Here is a 16,384-nt window from a genome sequence, read left to right on the forward strand (position 1 = left end):
TGATCGAGTTCGGTCAGGTGTTGGCGGACGCGTATGGCTCCGCCGGGAGCGCGCCCGAGCGCGAGCGTGTGTTCCCGGTCCGGGTACGCATGGAGGTGCGCGTCGACGGCTGCGCGCAGAGGGATGCCTTGTCGCCGGACGAAGCCAGGCGAGCACGCCCCCGACGCACTGCCGTCGGCGCGAGCGGAATCACGGCCGGGGCGGGGTGATCTCCACGTGCAGGTCCCCGGTGAACCCGGTGGCGAAGGTCATCCGGAGTCGGTTCATGTCCAGGCGCTGAATTTCTCGAAGTCCGTTGCGGTCGGTCATCCAGCGTGAGCAGCGCATGGCATTGCCGATTTCCGCGACGACCAGATCGAGGTCTGGCGCGATCGGCGGAATCGGATCCAGACCCAGGTGACGGCGGCTGTCGGCGGCCCAGATTTCGTCGGTAGTGATCCAGTGACCGTCGCGGTGTCGGAACTCCACAGCGTCGGCGGGCGCGTTCTGTGCCCGGGCCAGGTCGAGCAGATAGGCCAGGTAGTCGGGGGCAGAGCCGCGCATGCGGCCCCAGGCACGGATGTACGGGTAGTCCTCGTTACGGCCAGAGGCGTCGTCAGTCATCGAGGTTGGTCCCTTCAGAGCGAGCAGCCCGGGACCGCGAGCGGCGATCCCGGGCTGCAAGGTCGGCTTTTGTGTGCTGGCCGGCACCGCCCGCAGCCACGGCCGGGACGCAGCGCCTGGTCCTGCGATTGCACAGCGGGGCGGCATTCGCTTGGGCCAGTGGAGGGGGTGCGAGGTACCCCGTAGGTCTGGGCGTTCGGCTCACGGCACCTGCTACTGCTTGTTGCAGGCCGTCAGCGACGCCATGCTTCCTTGGCGCCCTCTACGCGGAGCGCTTCAACCGCGGCGACGACTGCAGCCTCGATCGTGTCGAACGATGCTGCGCGCGCCCCGCCGTCGATGTAGAGCGGGAAGTCGACCCCGGTGGCGCGGTTGTGGACGCGTACGTACCAGCCGAATTTGCCGTCGGGTGGGGACAGGTAGCTGGTGGCGTTGACAGCCGGTGCATCGATGGCGACGACGCACCGGGCACCGTCGGTCTGGTGGCGGCGGGCGGCCCACCCCTCCGGGACCAGCCGTTGCGCCTCAGGCAGATGCTCGTCAACGAGGTCGACGGAGTGGGCAATGTCCCGCTCGTTCTCCGCCGCGCACCGACGATGTTCGTGATCGGCGAAGCTGACCCACGTGCCGGACCCGGCATCGATGACGAGGTACGTTTCGCAGGCTTCACACCACGGCAGGCCGTGGCGCCGCAGTCTGCTGAGGGTCTGGCACCGCGAGCAGACGATGTCAGTCATGAACCTGACCCCGCGCTGGCTCCTCCTCCGCAGCATCCGACTGATCGTGGCCATGGACGTGGACTGGTAGGGGTGGGAAATTGCTGAGGCGTCCGTGCCCTTCGGCGACCTGCTCGATGGCCGCGATGATCAGGGCAGCGACCTCCGTCGGGCTGGTGTGGTCCGGCACCGCAATGGTCCAGACGCCGTCGTCCGGGCCAATATGGAACTCGCTCGTGTCGGCGACCGGCTCCCGATGATCGGGTCTTGCGAACCAGCCGGGGCCGGCGGTGACCGCCCAGCGGGCGTCCCCGTTCTGTTCGGTGTGTTGGCTTCCGGCGTAGATGGTGGCGGTATTCCCACCCGAGTTGTCGATGTGTGCGTGATGGCCATGTCTGACGATCTCGACGACCACGGCCTGCATGTCGAAGCGGGTGGGCTGCTGCCCGTCGTTGAAGGCGTCGCGCAGTTCGGCAAGCAGGCCGTCGTCGATCTGCTCCGGCAGCACGACACTCTGGCTACGTCGGGCGGCCGCCCACAGTTCGTCGTCGGTGGGCAGCGGGGTGCCGTTTCTAGCATTGATTTCACCCGCTGCCCTGACGAGCTCGAGCAGGTCGAGCCAGTTCGGGAAGGCGTTCATGTCGTCGTTCGCTCGGGTGAGCGTCGCTCGGCCAGGTGTCCGACGACGTCGGTGACGTCACGGACCAGACGCACCCGCGGCGTCTCGCGCAGCGCCTCGTGACAGCCGACGGAAAGGGCGGAGGTCACCGGACCGGGCACCGCCATCACAGGTCGGCCGAGGGCATCGGCCTGCGCCAGGACGGCCCGGGCGCCGCTGCGGAGGGCGGCCTCCACGAGCACACATCCGCCGGTCATCGCCGCCAGGTAGGCCCCGTTGACGGCGATGCGGCTTCGGTACGGCGCGCTGCCGGGCGGCCAGGCGCTGATGAGAGAGAGCCGCTCGAACAGCGCTGAATTGCCCTGCGGATGGGGACGGTCGAGTCCAGCGGGATTGATCGCGACGGCCAGCTGTCCAGCCGTCAGTGCGCCGCGAAGCGCTGCGGCGTCGACGCCGTACCCGCCGGTGTTGAAGATGGTCCACCCGTTCTCGGCGAGACCGTGGCCAAGTTCCGCGGCGACATGCTGCCCGTAACTGGTGGCCGCGCGGGCTCCGACTACCGCAACAGACCGGTGCAGGGTTTCTACGAGGGGCTGTGCGCCGCGAACCCACAGGCACGGCGGTGGGGCGGGCAGCCGGACATCGTCGTCGGTGGCGTCGCCGTGCTGGTTCAGGTCCTCCAGCGCCGTGGGCCACTCCGCGTCCTGCGGGATGACGATCCGAGCACCGATCCGTTCGGTGTCGACAACGATCCTGATGGCGACCTGCCGCAGACCGGCTGCACCCAACTGTTCGGCAGCTGCGGAACGTGCCTCGGCCTGCGGGAGGTGGCCGGCGATCAACCGGTGGAGGACCGCTTCCGGGCCCTCATCGTGAATCATCGTGTGGACGAGTCGGTCACCGACAATGGTCAGCCGGGCCAGGACAGCGCGGGCGATTCTTGGGTCGTCGATGGTGCTCATGTCAGCTTCTGTCTCCTTCCGAATCAGGGGATGCAGGGCTGGCGACGCCAGGCAATGCGTCCCTTGGGAAAGTTGTTGGGCCTGGGCGCGGCACTTCGCCGCGCCCAGGCGCAGTCATGTCGGGATCGCCGGGGTACGGCCGGCGGAGGTCTGGGTCGAAGTGCGCAGCATCGTCAGAGGCGGCAGGCGAATCAGCGCGAGCTCAACCTGCGGAAGCGGGTGCCCTTCGAGGGCGCTCGGTCGCGGGAGTGTGGCGGCGACGCCCCTGTACGGCTATCGGCGCGAGTGACACGGTCGCCCTGCGCGAACTGGTCGGTGTCAGTGGCCCCCGAGCGAGCCGAGACCGGTCGCGGAGATGACGACCAGGGCAACGACGTGGAGGCTGACCAGGGCAAGGACGTGGACCGCGGGATGCAATCCACGGCGCAGACAACGCCGCAGGAAGCCGCTCTTGGTCTCGGGGGCGACGTGCTTGGGCATCAACAAATTCCTCTCAGCTGGCCGCGCTTGCGGACGAAACGCGACTGGGAAGGTCGGGGTCACGGACACCTGCGTCCGCAACGGGACGGTCCGTAGTTCGGTTCGTTGACGGGGCGGGCGGCGATCCAGCTCCGGAGCTGGCTCCCTTGGCACTCGGAGACATGGGAGTGCCGGGCTCTCCTGTCCGTTCACGAGTGCTCGCTGGCGGCGTCGATGGCCGCTGATATGCGCCGAGCCAGTCCCGCGTACTTGGCCATCTCTGCTTCCGCGAAAGCAGCCGTACGGTCGAGTCCTTCGGCGGTGGGTGTTACGTCGATCGTCTCGACCGGTGCAGTGGATGCCGCGGAATCGTTCGGCTCGGCCTGGAGCACGGCCGCCCACCGGTCGTAGGCGAGCCAAAGGGCGTTCGCGATGGTGGCCGCCTCGTCCAGCGAGCAGACCAGCCTCGTCGTCGGGGTAGTGCCGTCGGTCGCCCGGGCCGCCGTGTCACGGTCGGGTTCGACATCCCGGCGGCGCACCCGAGGTCGGGTGCCGTCGAGCTCCGGCACGCCGTCACGGTTGGCGTTGTAGATGAGCGTCTGGTTGCCCGCACGCTTGGCGGTGAACATGGCAGCGTCGGCCTGGGCTAAGGCGTACCGGGCGTTACCACCGCTGCTAAGGGCGATGCCGACGCTGACCCGAAGTTGCATCCGCCGTCCTGCGACGATCACTGGTCTAACAAGGGCCACGCGGATCGCGTCGCGCAGGGCCGTGGCGTCCGCGCGAGGCACGAGGATCATGAATTCATCGCCTCCGGTACGAGAAACCTGCGCCCCAGCGCTGACGGAGGCGGCGGCGTGGAGCAGTCGGACGGCGATGGCCTTCAGGTATTGGTCGCCTGCGGCGTGTCCGCCATTGGCGTTGACCGTGTGAAGGCCGTCGGCGTCGGCGAAGGCGATGGTCAGCGGTGCAGCCACCGCACTGGCGGCGGCGATGGCCCGCTCAGCGAGGGTCCGGTTGGGTAGTCCAGTGAGCGGATCGGTTTGGGCCGCTAGGAGTTCTCGCCGCAGCTGCTCCTCAAGGGCGGCACCGGCGGCAACTCGACCTTCCAGTTCTTCCTCGCGGGTTTGGGCCGCAGCGAGTCTCCGTTGTTGCCGGATGTGCCGGGTCTTCGCGATGATGCCAACAGGGATCCAGCTCTGCATGGCGATGACGGCAACAAGTACCCCCGCCGCGGGATGGCCGTAGGACGTCAGGAAGGCAACTGGCGCGGTCGCGAGGATCGCGACGATGACGATCGTGGCGGTCGTGCGAAGCAGATCACCTCTGTCGGTGGATCGCGCATCGGATTTAGACATGTATGGGCTCCTTCATGGAGGAGCTCCGGGGGCGGGCCGCTGTGGTAGGCGAGGCCCGCCCCCGGGCCTTTGGGGTGGGTACCGGCCCTTGATGGGCCTATTGCCTGACGGGAGCCAGCTCGGAAGAGCCGCCGCTCAGGGTGCCGCGCGCGGCATGCCCGCACCTGCGGCCCGCCGGTGCAGGTGCGACAGCATTGGGCAGTCTCGTGACCGGATGTCGGCCGCCGCTGTCAGTCCAGGTCGTCGAGGTCGATTTCCTCGTCGCTGACCTGGGCACCTTCGCGGCGCAGGTCGTACTCGTCGAAGTCCAGGTCTCCGCCACACAGCATGTCGCGCACCTCGTCCGCGGCACGGTCGTAGGCGTCCTCCTCGTCGGTCGCGCGCACCCGGACGGTGACCGGGACGAGTAGCTCGACGCTGTATTCCACGGGGAGAGTGGTGATCCCCAGCCGCTCCAGGGCGTAGTTCGTGCCCGACAGGCAGATCTCACGGTTATTGACGGCACAGGCCGCCCTACGGCGTACGTCATTGCTGAACTCGTCGTGAGCGAGTTGCCTGGCGATAGCCTCGGCCGCGGCGGCCTCCGCAGTCGCCTTGGCGGTGGCGACCGCCGCAGTGAGTAGGTGGTGGGCCGTCTCGTCGGTGGGCGTGACGGGCATCGGCCCGTAGCCGGCGGCGAGCAGGGTCGCGACCCTGCTCAGCCACGCCGGTGTGTCACCAGATCCATTCGTGGCTTGCCAGGCCGCAACGAGCATCTCCTCGGTAACGGCGGTGTGGATCGTCAGGTCGCTGGCGGCCGGCCCGTTCTCCGGATCTGCAGCATCCGGGGTTGCGTGGTTCTGGGCGTCGAGCAGCTCGACGGTGTCGGTCATGATCGTGTTACCTCCTCTGGCTGAGACGAAGAACGCCGCCCCTGTTGGGACGGCGTGGATCGTTCGGTTGGTCGGGGACGACGATCGTGGTCACTCGTTGGTGACGGAGACGACCTCCACCTCGTCAGCGCGGAAGAGCGGCCGGCGGGGCAGCCGGGGCAACTCGTCGCTGAGTTCGCTGACGGCCAGGCGGACTGCCTCGTCGTCGTCGACTGCGGAGATGCAAATGGTGATCGGCACGCGAAGGGTGACCACGTGGTCCGAGGGGATCGGCGGCAGACCCCAGTCGGCCAGCGCCTCGCTGAGGCTCTCCTCGAAGTCGGGGTTCTCGTCGAGCGTGCCGAGCCCAGCTGTGCGTACGCCGAGTTGCAGCCGGCGCAGGCTGGTGCGGTGCTCGGCTGCCTCGTGGCGTGCGCGGTTGGCCCTTGCTCGGGCCTGAAGCAGATCCTCGATCAACCGGGCATGACAGACGCTGCGGTCATCGCCGTTGGTGTGGTCGTGCTCGCAAGCGGCGGCGGGTAGTTCACTGGCGGGGCTGCTGGCGGCGGCGAGGAATGCGGTCAGCAGGTCGTCGGGCATCGGCTCGCCGGTAACCTCCCGCCAAGCCTGGGCGGCCGTGCAGCTGAGCCGCCCGATGTCCCCGGAGAACGCTTCGGTCATGGGTGCCTTCCCTTCGTTGACGCCCGCGCTGGTGTACGGACAGGAGTGGAGGTGGAAGTGGGTGTCTCAGGCCAGGACAGGACCGGACGACGGAACACGGCGACGGCCTGCCCACCGGTCGCAACGGTGGTGGCGACGGCATGGACCTCGTTGTCGAAGAGGTCTCGCTCCAGGGCTTCGAGGTCGATGTAGCGCCCGGGCATTCCGAGGCGTTCCAGCGCCGTGGCCCAGCCGCGCTCGACCAGGTGCTTCTCGGCGTAGTCCGAGCGGTGCGGGAAGAGGCCGACGAAGTCGGCAGCGAAAATCGCCGGCAGGTCATCGGCGGGGACGTCCGCGTCGACGCCGCCACTCGCCGCGAGCCAGTCGCCGACCGCAGCCAACGGCAGCTGATGGGTTGAGGCGATCCGGCGCATCGCGCACAGCACCGGCAGCGGCAGTCGGTGTGAGTCGCGGCCATACCGGCCAAACCCGTGCGCGTCGATGACCACCACCTCCGCTGCGGCTTCGGCCGGAAGCAGTTTCGCGATGCTGGCCCGAGCTGCGGTGAGGTCGCCGTCGAGGAGGACGGCTGCGGACGAGGTCAGGTCGTTGGCAGGCGCGATACGGACGGCCCCCTCCTGGCTCATCGCCGACCGAACGACGGCGGCCTCATCCCCAGCCCTTGCATCGGCGAGCGCGACCAGCACCCATCGGGCAAGGCTGGACAACGCCTGCACCGCCATCCGCTGGTGCCGGGCCGGTGTTCCGTCGAGTACGAGATCAGGCGTGACGACGGTGGCCCGGACCGTGCACCAGGCCACCGGAAGGTCGCCGGAGTAGACCAGATAGGCAGGGGTTTCCCCGTCGGTGACCCCAGCGGTCCGAGCCTTTATCGGGGCGCCCAGCACCGCAGCCTGCGCCGGTGGCAGTGTGTCGACCTTGAGTGGTGGTGAGGTGCGGTACCGGTCCGCCAGGGCGACCCCGACCAGACTTCCGGCGTTGACGCTACGCAGTCGTTGGAATGCTCGGACCGCGTCCGCAACGGTGCTTCGCCTCATGCTCTCCCCCGTCCGACCGGGGTGCCGAGGCGGCTGTCGGCAGCCAGACTGACGCCAGGTCGTGGTGAGAGATCGCCGGACCGACGCGCAGTGAACTCGTCGAAGAGCGCCGTCGTCGACCTCATCACCACAGCTCCGTTGCGGCGTGGGCGTCCACGAGCAGCGAGAACTGCAGGTCAGTGAGCCCGACCGGTTCCGCGCCACGACCGGCGCCAGTGAAGATGACCGGCCCGCACAGGTAGGGCGCGTCCCACGGGCCGAGGTATGGACGGCCGGTGGTCTCGAGGGCCATCTGGGTGGCCGTCCAGTTGGGGACTCCCCTGCCCTGCTGGTCGTCCTCGAGCCACATGACGGTGCATTCATCGAGCTGGACTCGGTAGGCGGCGCCGGTGGTGATGGGTCGGCCGAGCCGAACCCCGCCGCCATCGGCAGGGGCCTCCAGGACGGTCAGCCGTCCGGACGGTCCGACCATCAGGTAGGTGGCCTGTTGTGCCGGAGCGGGCGCCGACTTACGGATGTCGAGCGGCGGCCGCATCGCGGTGATGGTCATCTTCCTTCTCCTCTGCTGTCGTGGGGTCGGTGACCCCTGGGCACGAAAAACGGCCGGTCAGGCGAATGCCTGGTCCGGCCGCGAGGTACGGCGGTTGGCAAGTCAGCCGGGCCAGTTGGCAGGGTGGGCTCTCCCGTCGCTGCACCGGTCCGAGTCGATAGCGGCATGTCGTGGGTGTCGCTGGTACGCCCGGCCCGGGAGGTTGCGCCGCAGGCTGGACGGTTTCTAGGCGAGGGGCCAAGCGGCCATGGCGACCAGTTGCTCGTTCGGGCGCAGCCGGTCGATGTGGTCGTTGGCGGCGTACAGATAGTCCAGCTGGTCGGCCAGCCGGCCCGATCTGGGCGTGAGCCAGTTAGCGGCGTCGGCGGCCAGGGCATCGCCGGGCACGGCCGCGAGTGCCGCGAGGGTGCGGTAGCTGTTGAGGCCGGCTTGAAGGGCTTCGATGTCCGCGGTAGGAATAGGTTGCTGCCGGTAGGCGGCGTTGTAGGTGGTCATCGCGAGCACCCGAGGTTGGGCGAGGTATGCCTGTTGGGCGCGGCTGAGCGGCCAGCGTGCCGGGTCGTCGCGGTGGCGGTCGACGAAGGCCGAGAGCGGTTGGGCGTCGCGCGTGCCGTCAACGACGTCTCGCCATCGGTGCCACAGCCAGACAGCGCTGGTGGCGGCGCGGGCACGCATGCCGGCCAGGTCAAGGTGACGGACCGGGCCGCCGGCGGCGTAGCCCTGGTAGCGATGCAGCAGTTGTCGGGTGAGTCGGTGATGGGCGGCGAAGTGGCCAACAGGGCCGGCGGGACGGAGCTGTTGTGCAACGAGGCGGGTCGCCGCGAGGGCGGGCATGGACTGGGGTGTTGCGTCGGTGGACAGGCAGACCACGATGGTGTGCACGGCAGGACGTGCGGGCATGGGCTCCTCCAGGCAGGGTGCGGAGACACGACCGAGGTGCGATCGCGCGAGAGCGCGCGGGCAGGCGACAGCGTCGACGGACAGGGAGGTCGGGTGCGGGGATCGCGGGGCTGGCGCCGGTGGAAGCTGCGGCGGGCGGGGATCCCGAGCGTGATGACGCGAGCGCGTCGAGGCGATGCTGCCCGTACGGCAGGGCTGGCGCGGTGGTGCCTGGGTGGTGCGGGTGGGCGTGGGTGCCGGGGAGGATGTGTCGCGGCCGACCGGCCAAAATGGCGGGTGGGCGGGTGCGGCTCCTGCCGTGGCGAGCCAGGGCCCGAGGTGGTGCAGTGTTGGGGAGTGCTATAGAAGAGAGTTCACTCTATCCTGCCGACCCAACAGGTAACGATCATGGCAAACCGCTTCGACGGCCGACTATTGAGCAGGTGTGTTGGGTGCTCGACGACCGACATCCATGGTGGGCCAAGGTCGTTGGGTGCCGCGGCAAAGGTGTTGGTTTCGCAGCTACCTGGTGTTGGCGGACGACCGTGACCCGCCTGGACGACTGTTCCCCTCGAGTGAGGCGACGATGACAACAGCCTTACCGAACTCATGAGGCGTTGATCTACCTCCTCATGGCAGCCCTCGCCGGGCGACTGTCATCGCCGGCTGAAGGTCTCACGCGCCGTCGACAGCAGCGGCGGCGCGAACGGTCCCGACTGCGGCGAGCGCACACTCCATCCGGGCCGAGTTGCCGCGCGGTGCTGCTTGGCTCCGTTCGATGCGGCGACTTCCCGCCGGACGTCTTGTGCTGCCGGAGCACGGGGCGACTACAACCGGGTACGCCAATCAATTGCATGTCGACGCGCCGATGGACGCGCACGCCCACGGGACTGTGGCATCGTTGTTGGATGAAGCTGGGTCGATGGATCTTGGTGATCACGCTCCTCGCGGTCGCCGGCCTTGGGTTCTGGTTCTCCGTGGCGCGATGGGATGACGCGAGCAAGATCGCCTCTGCGCTCTCGGCTATGGCTGGCATCGCGGCCGTTGGTGTCGCGGTGTGGGCGGCACTTCGCGGCACCGCGACATCCTCCAAGTACACCGTCAAGAACAGCGGGAATGCGTCGAGTTCCTCCGGCGACGCCAACACAGGAGTAAGAGGCAAGGCAGACTCCGCGGCACTCTCGGTCAAGATCAGAAACAGCGGCGACGCCGAATCAAAGGACGGAAACTCCAACACCGGCCTGCACTTGGGTCTGTAAATGTCCAAGCCAGCTACATCCATCGACTTGTCAGACACGGGCACCGCAACAGCGCACCGCGGGTACGCGAATTCAGGTGTACACATCGGCGATGTCAACCTCCGGACCGGAGCATCGGTCAAGACCCGCTATCGGCATCAGGTCCAGCGGTTCGTGCCCGACGCACTCATCGGGCGGGACGCAGAGATCGCGATGATGGCCGAGTTCGCTCGCAGTGCGGACACCGCGGGTCAATACTGGTGCTGGGAGGCCGGACCATGGTCCGGGAAATCCGCCCTGCTGTCCTGGTTCGTTCTGCACCCGCCGGAGTCGGTCCGGATCGTCTCCTTCTTTGTAACGGCTCGTCATGCGGCGCAGAGTAACCGCAACGCGTTCGTAGCGAACGTCTTGGAGCAGCTCCTGGCGTTGTTGGGCGAAGATCTACCTCCGCTGCTCAACGACACTACCCAGGATGCGCATCTCTTGGGTCTGCTCGACGACGCAGCCGACGCCTGCCAGGAACGCGGCGAGTCGCTGGTGCTGGTTGTGGACGGCCTCGACGAAGATCGAGGTGTAACCGTCGGCGCCGAGGCACACAGCATCGCAGCATTGTTGCCGGAACGGCTGCCCGCCACCATGAAAGCCATCGTGTCGCGGAGGCCGAACCCGCCGACCCCAGCGGATGTCGGCTGGCGCCATCCGCTACGCAATCCAGCGACGGTGCGGGTGCTCGAGCCATCGCCAGCCGCGCAGATCGTCCGCGGCGACATGGAGCGCGAGCTGGACAGTCTCCTGCTCGGCTCGCCCGAGGAGAGGGACCTCCTCGGGACACTCGTCGCGGCCGGGGGAGGCCTGACTGCGCGCGACCTGTCGTCGTTGACTGGGCTCCCGGAAGCGAAGGTGGAACGGCAGCTGAGCGTTGTCAGCGGGCGGAGCTTCTCGCGCCGAGACAGCCACTATCCGAACGTGCCTGCGCCTGATGTATTCATCCTTGCCCACGAGGAGCTACAGGAGACCGCAAGGCGGACGCTGGGCGCCGCGGGTCTACGGCCCTATCGGAATCGGCTTGCCGAATGGGCCGGCGACCAAGCTAACAAGGGCTGGCCGGAACCCGTTCCCGACTACCTTCTTTTCGGCTACCACAGCCTACTGTTAGCTGAAGGGGACCTGGCAGCGGCAACCAACCTAGTTACGGATCCGAACCGTTACAATCGCATGCTCGACCGGTCCGGCAGCGACGTCGACGCGCTTAGCCAGATCAACAGTGCGTTGCGAGCCGCGACCGTCGACGGACAGAACCTGCCCATGGCCACGAAGCTCGCCGTGCATCGGGATCACCTGCTCGACCGAAACAGTGCAATGACGATCAAGCTACCGCTTGCCTGGGCAAAGATCGGGAACTTCTCCAGGGCAGAGCGTCTGATCCGATCGATGATCCAGCCGGAAACCGCATGCTTCGCGCTCGCCCTACTCAGCGGAGAGCTGCACCACCGCGGCCAGGTGGATCGAGCTGAGGCACTGCTCAAGGAGGCCTCGGCGGCGTCCGCCTCCTTTCCCGACGCTCAACGGCGCAACTGGACTCGGAGTGCGGTGGTGTTCGCGCTCGCAACCACCGGTCGGCTCGACGACGCTGAAAGGCTTGCTCTGTCGGACGCTGCGGACACCAGCGGCCACAGTCGTGTAATCCGAATGGTGGTGCAGGAAGCTGCACGGGCGTCCGACATCGCCCGTTGCGAGCGGCTCATTCCCCTCATCACGGCACCGTTCCAAAAGGTAACGGCCTTAATCGCGACCGCCGACGCAGATAGTCCCGACGACGCCTCTGGTTACCTCGACAGGGCTCTGGCTGCCCATGAATCGATGGCAGCAGGGGAGCCCAAGATCCGCGCCGGCATGCTTCTGTTAAAGGCATTGATGCGGAAGCAACAACGTGATCGAGTTGACAAGCTACTCGACGATTTGGAGACGGGGTCCCGCAACCTGCAGAAGGCCAGCACCAGAGCAGAGGCCATGGTCTCTGCAGCGCATGCGGCTTTCGCGCTGGGTTCTGCGGACCGGGCACGGATCCTCCTTGACGAAGCCGTAGGCCTGCTCCTCAAATCCCGTGCTGACGCCCAAACACGGCTCCGCCTTGTCGCTGCTATCACTGACGCCTACGTAGAAATCGGCGGTCTGGAGGAGGCGCGGAAGTTCGCGGACTCGCTGGAGGAGTCGTTCTTGCGGAGCGAGTCCCTCGTAGCGCTCGCTGGGAGCGCCGCCTCGACGGGAGAAGAGGCGCTTGCCCTCGAACTACTGCAGCTATCCGAGAAAATATCTCGATTTGCCTTCGGCCCGGATCGGGTAGATCGCACGAAGGCTAGCGCGGCGTTGATCTCGGCGGCGCGGGGAAATCTTCGCGCAGCGACCAGGATCGCCAACTCGATCACGTCGGCGGCCAACCGGGGCAAGGCTTTCGTCGCAGTGGCCCACGCGGCTGGCACACATGTGATGCACTGGCCCATCGACTTCCTGGCAGACCCCTCCCTGAACGTGCCCGACTTTCGGCGGGTACGCCTTGCTCTCATTGAGGAGGCCGCTTCCGCCGGGGCAACAGATCTCGCAGTAAAGATGGCGATGGACATACCCAACGAGACTCAGCGGCGGCGGGCGATGATCGTGATTGCCGAGGCGGTGGCCATCCGGGGCGAACTCGACGAGGCGACCGCCCTGGCGCAGACCATCCGCAACAACGACGCCGTTCTCGCTGCGGTGGCTAATGCTGCGGCGGCACAGGGGCAACTGGCTCGTGTCGAGGCGCTCTGTAGCACCATCCAGGCGCGTGGGCCATTAAATCGTGCCCGGCGCGCCTTGGCTGAGGCAGCAGCACGCACGGGTGACCTGGGTCGTGCGCTGTCGATCGTCGCCGACGTGAGCCCTCAGACGCTCCAAGAGCAGGCGCGAGGGGCGGTGGTAGTCGGCCTCGCCGGAGCCGGCAGGATCGCCGACGCCGAGCGGGTGGCCGCGGCTGTGGAAGGCACCGCGATGCGGAACCGCGCCATGGCCGCCCTGGCGGTCGCGGAGGCGGAGGCGGGGAATCTGGAGAGGTCAGCCGTGGCAGCTGGCCAGGTCACCAACCCTGGCCTGATAACCGAATCCTTCACTACCGCAGCCATGTCTCGCAGCGAGCGCGCGGGCAAACGCCTTCTGGCCCATGCGTTGCTTCATGGTTCGTGGATAGGATGCGTCGTTGCTCTTCACCGCCTTCATCCTGAGGCGCTGGACATGGCGGAATCCGCACTGCAGGAGACAACAAGACACGTGGAAATCAGGGCACAGCGGTAATTCGATCCGGTAGGCCGGCGTCCACCCTAACGGAATGCCTGCCAACCGCCGCATGGCGTGTGGCCCGGAGTTCACATTCCCGCAGCGACACCACGCCGCGTATAAAACTGTCACAGCAGTGCGGCCAGTCACGGTCTCAAGCCCGGCACAGTACGGATTGGCCCGCAGAGCGGGTTGCCGTTTTGCGAAAGTCGCTGGAGCCCGTGCCCGGGTTGGTTGACCTGCCCGATTCTGCCGTTGTAGTGCCGTCCAGGAGCTGACCGGTGAAGGCCCTGAGCGCAATGAGGACTTAGGTCAACTCGGGACTCGCTGCCGACCTCAAAACCGAGCAGCCATCCCGGATACCCTGCCGTCAGCGCGACACGGCGTGGCGGATCCGGCCGCTCGATCATCAACTCTATTGCATCGCGAAGTAGCGGTAAAGCAACAGCAGCCAGGTGATAAGACCACCGACGCGCATCCGGCGGCGACGTAACCCGCCGCGGCAGGCGCTACGTTCGCATCGGCCTGCGGCGCACCTGCCACCGAACAGAACCACGCCGTATTCGGACTGAACATCTAAAAGGCTCAAGCTTTGGGTGCCACCCGGACGACGCTCGCTCCGCTCACACCTCCACCACCCTGATGGACGGCAAAGATCAGGTTGTAATAGCCAGGCAGCGCGTCCTCCGCGATTGGGATGACGCTGACCGGTCGGTCGCCCGCCGCACCGGATGGCCGCACCGGCTGGGCGTCGAACGTCACCTCTCCCAAAGCGGGCCGAGCCCTACCCCCTCCAGCGCTCTTCAGTTCGCTGGCACTCCCGTACGGGCCAGTCAGACGCGCGGTTAGCTCGACCTCTGCCGGCTTTGCGGCGGGATCGGTCCCCGGCCTGACGATCCAGTGAATCGTCATCTCCTGGCCAGGCTGGTAGACCGTATTGACGTCCTCGCCATCGCAACACGTGTAGGTCGTCGGGGTACCTGCTGCGGTTGAGGACCGCCAGTAGCCACAACCCGATGTGACCAGCAAGGCCAGGCAGGCAACGGCCACACGCCGGCACGCATTCATGAGCATGAGCTTAACGACCGTTGTCCTCAAACTCCTCCGAACAAAGACATGCACCATAGTCCGGTCTAGACTCTCTGTGTTCAGCGAAGGTCAGGTCCGCCCGCTTCGGTGATTTCGCCGAGCACGCTGATCACCTCGTCGGCGTCCTCCGGGACCACGTCAGGGAACGTTGCGGGCGCTTCGTCCTCTGTGAGGTGCGGGTACTTCTCAAGGAGGAAACGCCGCCGGTACGCGGTGTCGGCGGCGTCAACGATCGCCTCCAGAGTGGCCCAATTGAACGACATGCCAAGGACGATGCCGACTGCGGGTACGACCTTGCCTAGCGACTGCTTGGTATAGCGTTTGCCGATTGCCTTCGCGACTTGCTTGTAGACCTGAGTGACCAGGGACTTGTCCAGGACGGTCCAGGTCTTTCCTCGGACGAGTGCTTGGGTGAGCCGCGAGATGTCGGCCATGGCGGCGGTCTTCGCGCTAACTGACATCGCCGTCCCGGCGTTGACGACAGACATCACGAAGAATTTCTCGCTAGGCTCTTCGGGATCGTAACCGTAAAGCAGGGACACATGACCAACGGCGCGAGACGCGAGTCCGAGAACGGCCGCGGCGTCGGCGAGGAGAGACCCGGCGATTGCAGCCCCCGAGGGCGCCGCCGAGGCCCCAGCGGAAGCGGCGGTAACGAACTCTCCCCCGGAGATTACAAGCCCTGCACCAGCCCCTGAGACTGCCGCCGCAGCCGGGTAGTACAGGCTGGCTCCTCGTCCACGGACAGCGTCGATCTGCTCAAGGTCGAGGCGACGTAGATCGAAGAGAGATGCGACATCGTGCCCTCGTTTCTGGTGGAGCGCCACCACCCGCTTGGGGGAAAGTCCCACTCGCGAGGCTCGTGCCACCATTCGTCGCATAGATCCAAGAGCAGTGCCTCTCCAGTCTACGATGCCGTCTGGGAGGGCCTTGGCAGCTTTACGAGCTCCGGTGCTGACTGCATGAGCGCCCTTGGCGGCGATTTTCTGTCCACGCGAGACGGCCGCCTGGGCTCCCGGGTTGTTCTCCAGGTACTTTGTCGCACGCTTACCGATCTCCGTAGCGCGGATGGCAACCTGCTCGTTCGCGTTTCTCATCACTCGTGACAGGGGGCGGCCTTTGAACCTCTGGATGCGGCGCCAGGCGTCGAGCTCGTAGTCCGAGGGGTCTCCCATGCCGCGATTTTAGGGGCAAAGAGCTACACGCAGCGCCCCGTGGGCCTGCAGCGTTGGCGAATCCGGCTGATTATTCGACACGCTCGCGTTCGCCCGCCGACGCCTAGATACCGAGGGCGGGTGGACGCCTTAACTGCCGCTACACCGCGGCGATCGGGTAGCCAATCGTGGCGATGTCTTGCCGCAGTTCGGCAACGGTGAGTTGAGGGTTCAGCGCCTGCAACACGCTGTCGGTGAGCGGCCGGTTGGCGACAACGTGCTCGACCGCCGCCCGATCCACCTCGATCTCGTAGTAGTCGCTGGCGAACTCGGCAAAACGATCGACGATGTCGTCGAGCAGGATCTCGAGCATGCTGGACCCGTCCGGCCCGGTGTCGTCGTAAGGTCCACGAAGTGGCGGGAAGACGATGCCGTCACCAGCATGCCAGCGGTCGTCCCCGACCAGCCGCCATAGCACGGCAGTAGCGATGAACTGCCCGGCCTCGTCGCAGAAAGCAGGCTCCTCGATCTGCGGACGCAGCTCCACGGGCAGCCCGTCCAGCAGGCCCGGCCACAGCTCGTAGTCTGGATCGCCGTAGGGCGACATCGCCGACTCGTGATCGAAGACCCGGATGAACACGCCGTCGGGGGTGAACACGACGGCCCACTCGTCGCCGCTGCCGTTGCTCATCAGCGCCGCCTCATCCGGGCCCCAGGCTCGGGTGTAGGCGTAGTACGCGGCCCCGCCGTCGATGATGCATTCCAGCGCGGCCAATGCCTTACACCGCTGCCGCAGCCGGTCGATGGAAGGCAGTCTGGCGGCGATGTCGTACGCGGTCACCGGGTGACCCTACTGGGGCGGCCAGACAGCGACTCGGCAGGTCC

The 16,384-nt window shown here is 66.9% G+C and carries 15 protein-coding genes; 2 read left to right on the plus strand and 13 right to left on the minus strand.

The window, feature by feature from the left end; genetic code table 11:
* Positions 1 to 189: 189 nt before the first annotated feature.
* The 11 genes from F4558_RS14985 to F4558_RS15035 all read right to left on the minus strand — a co-directional run bounded on the left by F4558_RS14985 (position 190) and on the right by F4558_RS15035 (position 8,736).
* A complete protein-coding gene (locus F4558_RS14985; protein WP_167944789.1) occupies positions 190 to 690 on the minus strand; it encodes a hypothetical protein in 501 nt (166 codons plus the stop codon).
* Between the two features lie 146 nt (positions 691 to 836).
* Positions 837 to 1,340 (minus strand): hypothetical protein, encoded by a 504-nt coding sequence (locus F4558_RS14990; RefSeq protein ID WP_167944790.1) that lies wholly within the window; start codon positions 1,338 to 1,340, stop codon positions 837 to 839.
* Entirely contained in the window at positions 1,333 to 1,959 is a 627-nt protein-coding gene (locus F4558_RS14995) for a hypothetical protein (protein WP_167944791.1), read from the minus strand. Before F4558_RS14995 ends, F4558_RS14990 begins: the two co-directional genes overlap by 8 nt.
* Entirely contained in the window at positions 1,956 to 2,900 is a 945-nt protein-coding gene (locus tag F4558_RS15000; RefSeq protein ID WP_167944792.1) for a DNA-processing protein DprA, read from the minus strand. The genes F4558_RS14995 and F4558_RS15000 overlap by 4 nt, the downstream gene beginning before the upstream one ends.
* 318 nt (positions 2,901 to 3,218) lie before the next feature.
* Positions 3,219 to 3,380: a hypothetical protein gene (locus F4558_RS15005; RefSeq protein ID WP_167944793.1), complete on the minus strand. Its 162-nt coding sequence runs from the start codon at positions 3,378 to 3,380 to the stop codon at positions 3,219 to 3,221.
* A 188-nt stretch (positions 3,381 to 3,568) separates the two neighbouring features.
* Complete coding sequence (locus F4558_RS15010; RefSeq protein ID WP_167944795.1) at positions 3,569 to 4,717, minus strand: GGDEF domain-containing protein; 1,149 nt, start codon at positions 4,715 to 4,717, stop codon at positions 3,569 to 3,571.
* A gap of 230 nt (positions 4,718 to 4,947) precedes the next feature.
* Positions 4,948 to 5,589 carry a hypothetical protein gene (locus F4558_RS15015; protein WP_167944797.1) on the minus strand — a complete coding sequence of 214 codons (642 nt, stop codon included), beginning with the start codon at positions 5,587 to 5,589 and terminating at the stop codon, positions 4,948 to 4,950.
* A 90-nt stretch (positions 5,590 to 5,679) separates the two neighbouring features.
* A complete protein-coding gene (locus F4558_RS15020; RefSeq protein WP_167944799.1) occupies positions 5,680 to 6,249 on the minus strand; it encodes a hypothetical protein in 570 nt (189 codons plus the stop codon).
* Complete coding sequence (locus tag F4558_RS15025) at positions 6,246 to 7,286, minus strand: hypothetical protein (RefSeq protein WP_167944800.1); 1,041 nt, start codon at positions 7,284 to 7,286, stop codon at positions 6,246 to 6,248. Before F4558_RS15025 ends, F4558_RS15020 begins: the two co-directional genes overlap by 4 nt.
* Positions 7,287 to 7,410: 124 nt before the next feature.
* Positions 7,411 to 7,836 carry a hypothetical protein gene (locus tag F4558_RS15030; RefSeq protein WP_167944802.1) on the minus strand — a complete coding sequence of 142 codons (426 nt, stop codon included), beginning with the start codon at positions 7,834 to 7,836 and terminating at the stop codon, positions 7,411 to 7,413.
* Between the two features lie 225 nt (positions 7,837 to 8,061).
* The gene (locus F4558_RS15035) at positions 8,062 to 8,736 is read right to left on the minus strand and encodes a hypothetical protein (protein WP_167944804.1); all 675 of its coding nucleotides are present in this window, start codon (positions 8,734 to 8,736) and stop codon (positions 8,062 to 8,064) included.
* 887 nt (positions 8,737 to 9,623) lie between these two features.
* Here F4558_RS15035 and F4558_RS15040 point away from each other — a divergent pair.
* Together F4558_RS15040 and F4558_RS15045 are read left to right on the plus strand one after the other, a co-directional pair.
* On the plus strand, positions 9,624 to 9,974 hold the full coding sequence (locus F4558_RS15040; protein WP_167944806.1) for a hypothetical protein: 351 nt from the start codon (positions 9,624 to 9,626) through the stop codon (positions 9,972 to 9,974).
* On the plus strand, positions 9,975 to 13,274 hold the full coding sequence (locus tag F4558_RS15045; protein ID WP_167944808.1) for a hypothetical protein: 3,300 nt from the start codon (positions 9,975 to 9,977) through the stop codon (positions 13,272 to 13,274).
* A 1,130-nt stretch (positions 13,275 to 14,404) separates the two neighbouring features.
* Here F4558_RS15045 and F4558_RS15050 read toward each other — a convergent pair.
* Both F4558_RS15050 and F4558_RS15055 read right to left on the minus strand, forming a co-directional pair.
* Entirely contained in the window at positions 14,405 to 15,520 is a 1,116-nt protein-coding gene (locus tag F4558_RS15050) for an EcsC family protein (RefSeq protein ID WP_209273306.1), read from the minus strand.
* Between the two features lie 139 nt (positions 15,521 to 15,659).
* The gene (locus F4558_RS15055) at positions 15,660 to 16,340 is read right to left on the minus strand and encodes a hypothetical protein (protein ID WP_167944810.1); all 681 of its coding nucleotides are present in this window, start codon (positions 16,338 to 16,340) and stop codon (positions 15,660 to 15,662) included.
* Positions 16,341 to 16,384 lie beyond the last annotated feature (44 nt).

The sequence above is a fragment of the Micromonospora profundi genome, assembly GCF_011927785.1.
GTDB lineage: Bacteria > Actinomycetota > Actinomycetes > Mycobacteriales > Micromonosporaceae > Micromonospora > Micromonospora profundi.

Excerpts from the sequence above, each read along its gene's own strand:
- F4558_RS15045 (WP_167944808.1), top strand. The coding sequence starts at position 9,975 with ATGTCCAAGCCAGCTACATCCATCGACTTGTCAGACACGGGCACCGCA.
- F4558_RS14995 (WP_167944791.1), bottom strand. The coding sequence starts at position 1,959 with ATGAACGCCTTCCCGAACTGGCTCGACCTGCTCGAGCTCGTCAGGGCA.
- F4558_RS15020 (WP_167944799.1), bottom strand. The coding sequence starts at position 6,249 with ATGACCGAAGCGTTCTCCGGGGACATCGGGCGGCTCAGCTGCACGGCC.
- F4558_RS15035 (WP_167944804.1), bottom strand. The coding sequence starts at position 8,736 with ATGCCCGCACGTCCTGCCGTGCACACCATCGTGGTCTGCCTGTCCACC.
- F4558_RS15040 (WP_167944806.1), top strand. The coding sequence starts at position 9,624 with ATGAAGCTGGGTCGATGGATCTTGGTGATCACGCTCCTCGCGGTCGCC.
- F4558_RS14990 (WP_167944790.1), bottom strand. The coding sequence starts at position 1,340 with ATGACTGACATCGTCTGCTCGCGGTGCCAGACCCTCAGCAGACTGCGG.
- F4558_RS15030 (WP_167944802.1), bottom strand. The coding sequence starts at position 7,836 with ATGACCATCACCGCGATGCGGCCGCCGCTCGACATCCGTAAGTCGGCG.
- F4558_RS15015 (WP_167944797.1), bottom strand. The coding sequence starts at position 5,589 with ATGACCGACACCGTCGAGCTGCTCGACGCCCAGAACCACGCAACCCCG.
- F4558_RS15050 (WP_209273306.1), bottom strand. The coding sequence starts at position 15,520 with ATGGGAGACCCCTCGGACTACGAGCTCGACGCCTGGCGCCGCATCCAG.
- F4558_RS15000 (WP_167944792.1), bottom strand. The coding sequence starts at position 2,900 with ATGAGCACCATCGACGACCCAAGAATCGCCCGCGCTGTCCTGGCCCGG.
- F4558_RS15025 (WP_167944800.1), bottom strand. The coding sequence starts at position 7,286 with ATGAGGCGAAGCACCGTTGCGGACGCGGTCCGAGCATTCCAACGACTG.
- F4558_RS15005 (WP_167944793.1), bottom strand. The coding sequence starts at position 3,380 with ATGCCCAAGCACGTCGCCCCCGAGACCAAGAGCGGCTTCCTGCGGCGT.
- F4558_RS15010 (WP_167944795.1), bottom strand. The coding sequence starts at position 4,717 with ATGTCTAAATCCGATGCGCGATCCACCGACAGAGGTGATCTGCTTCGC.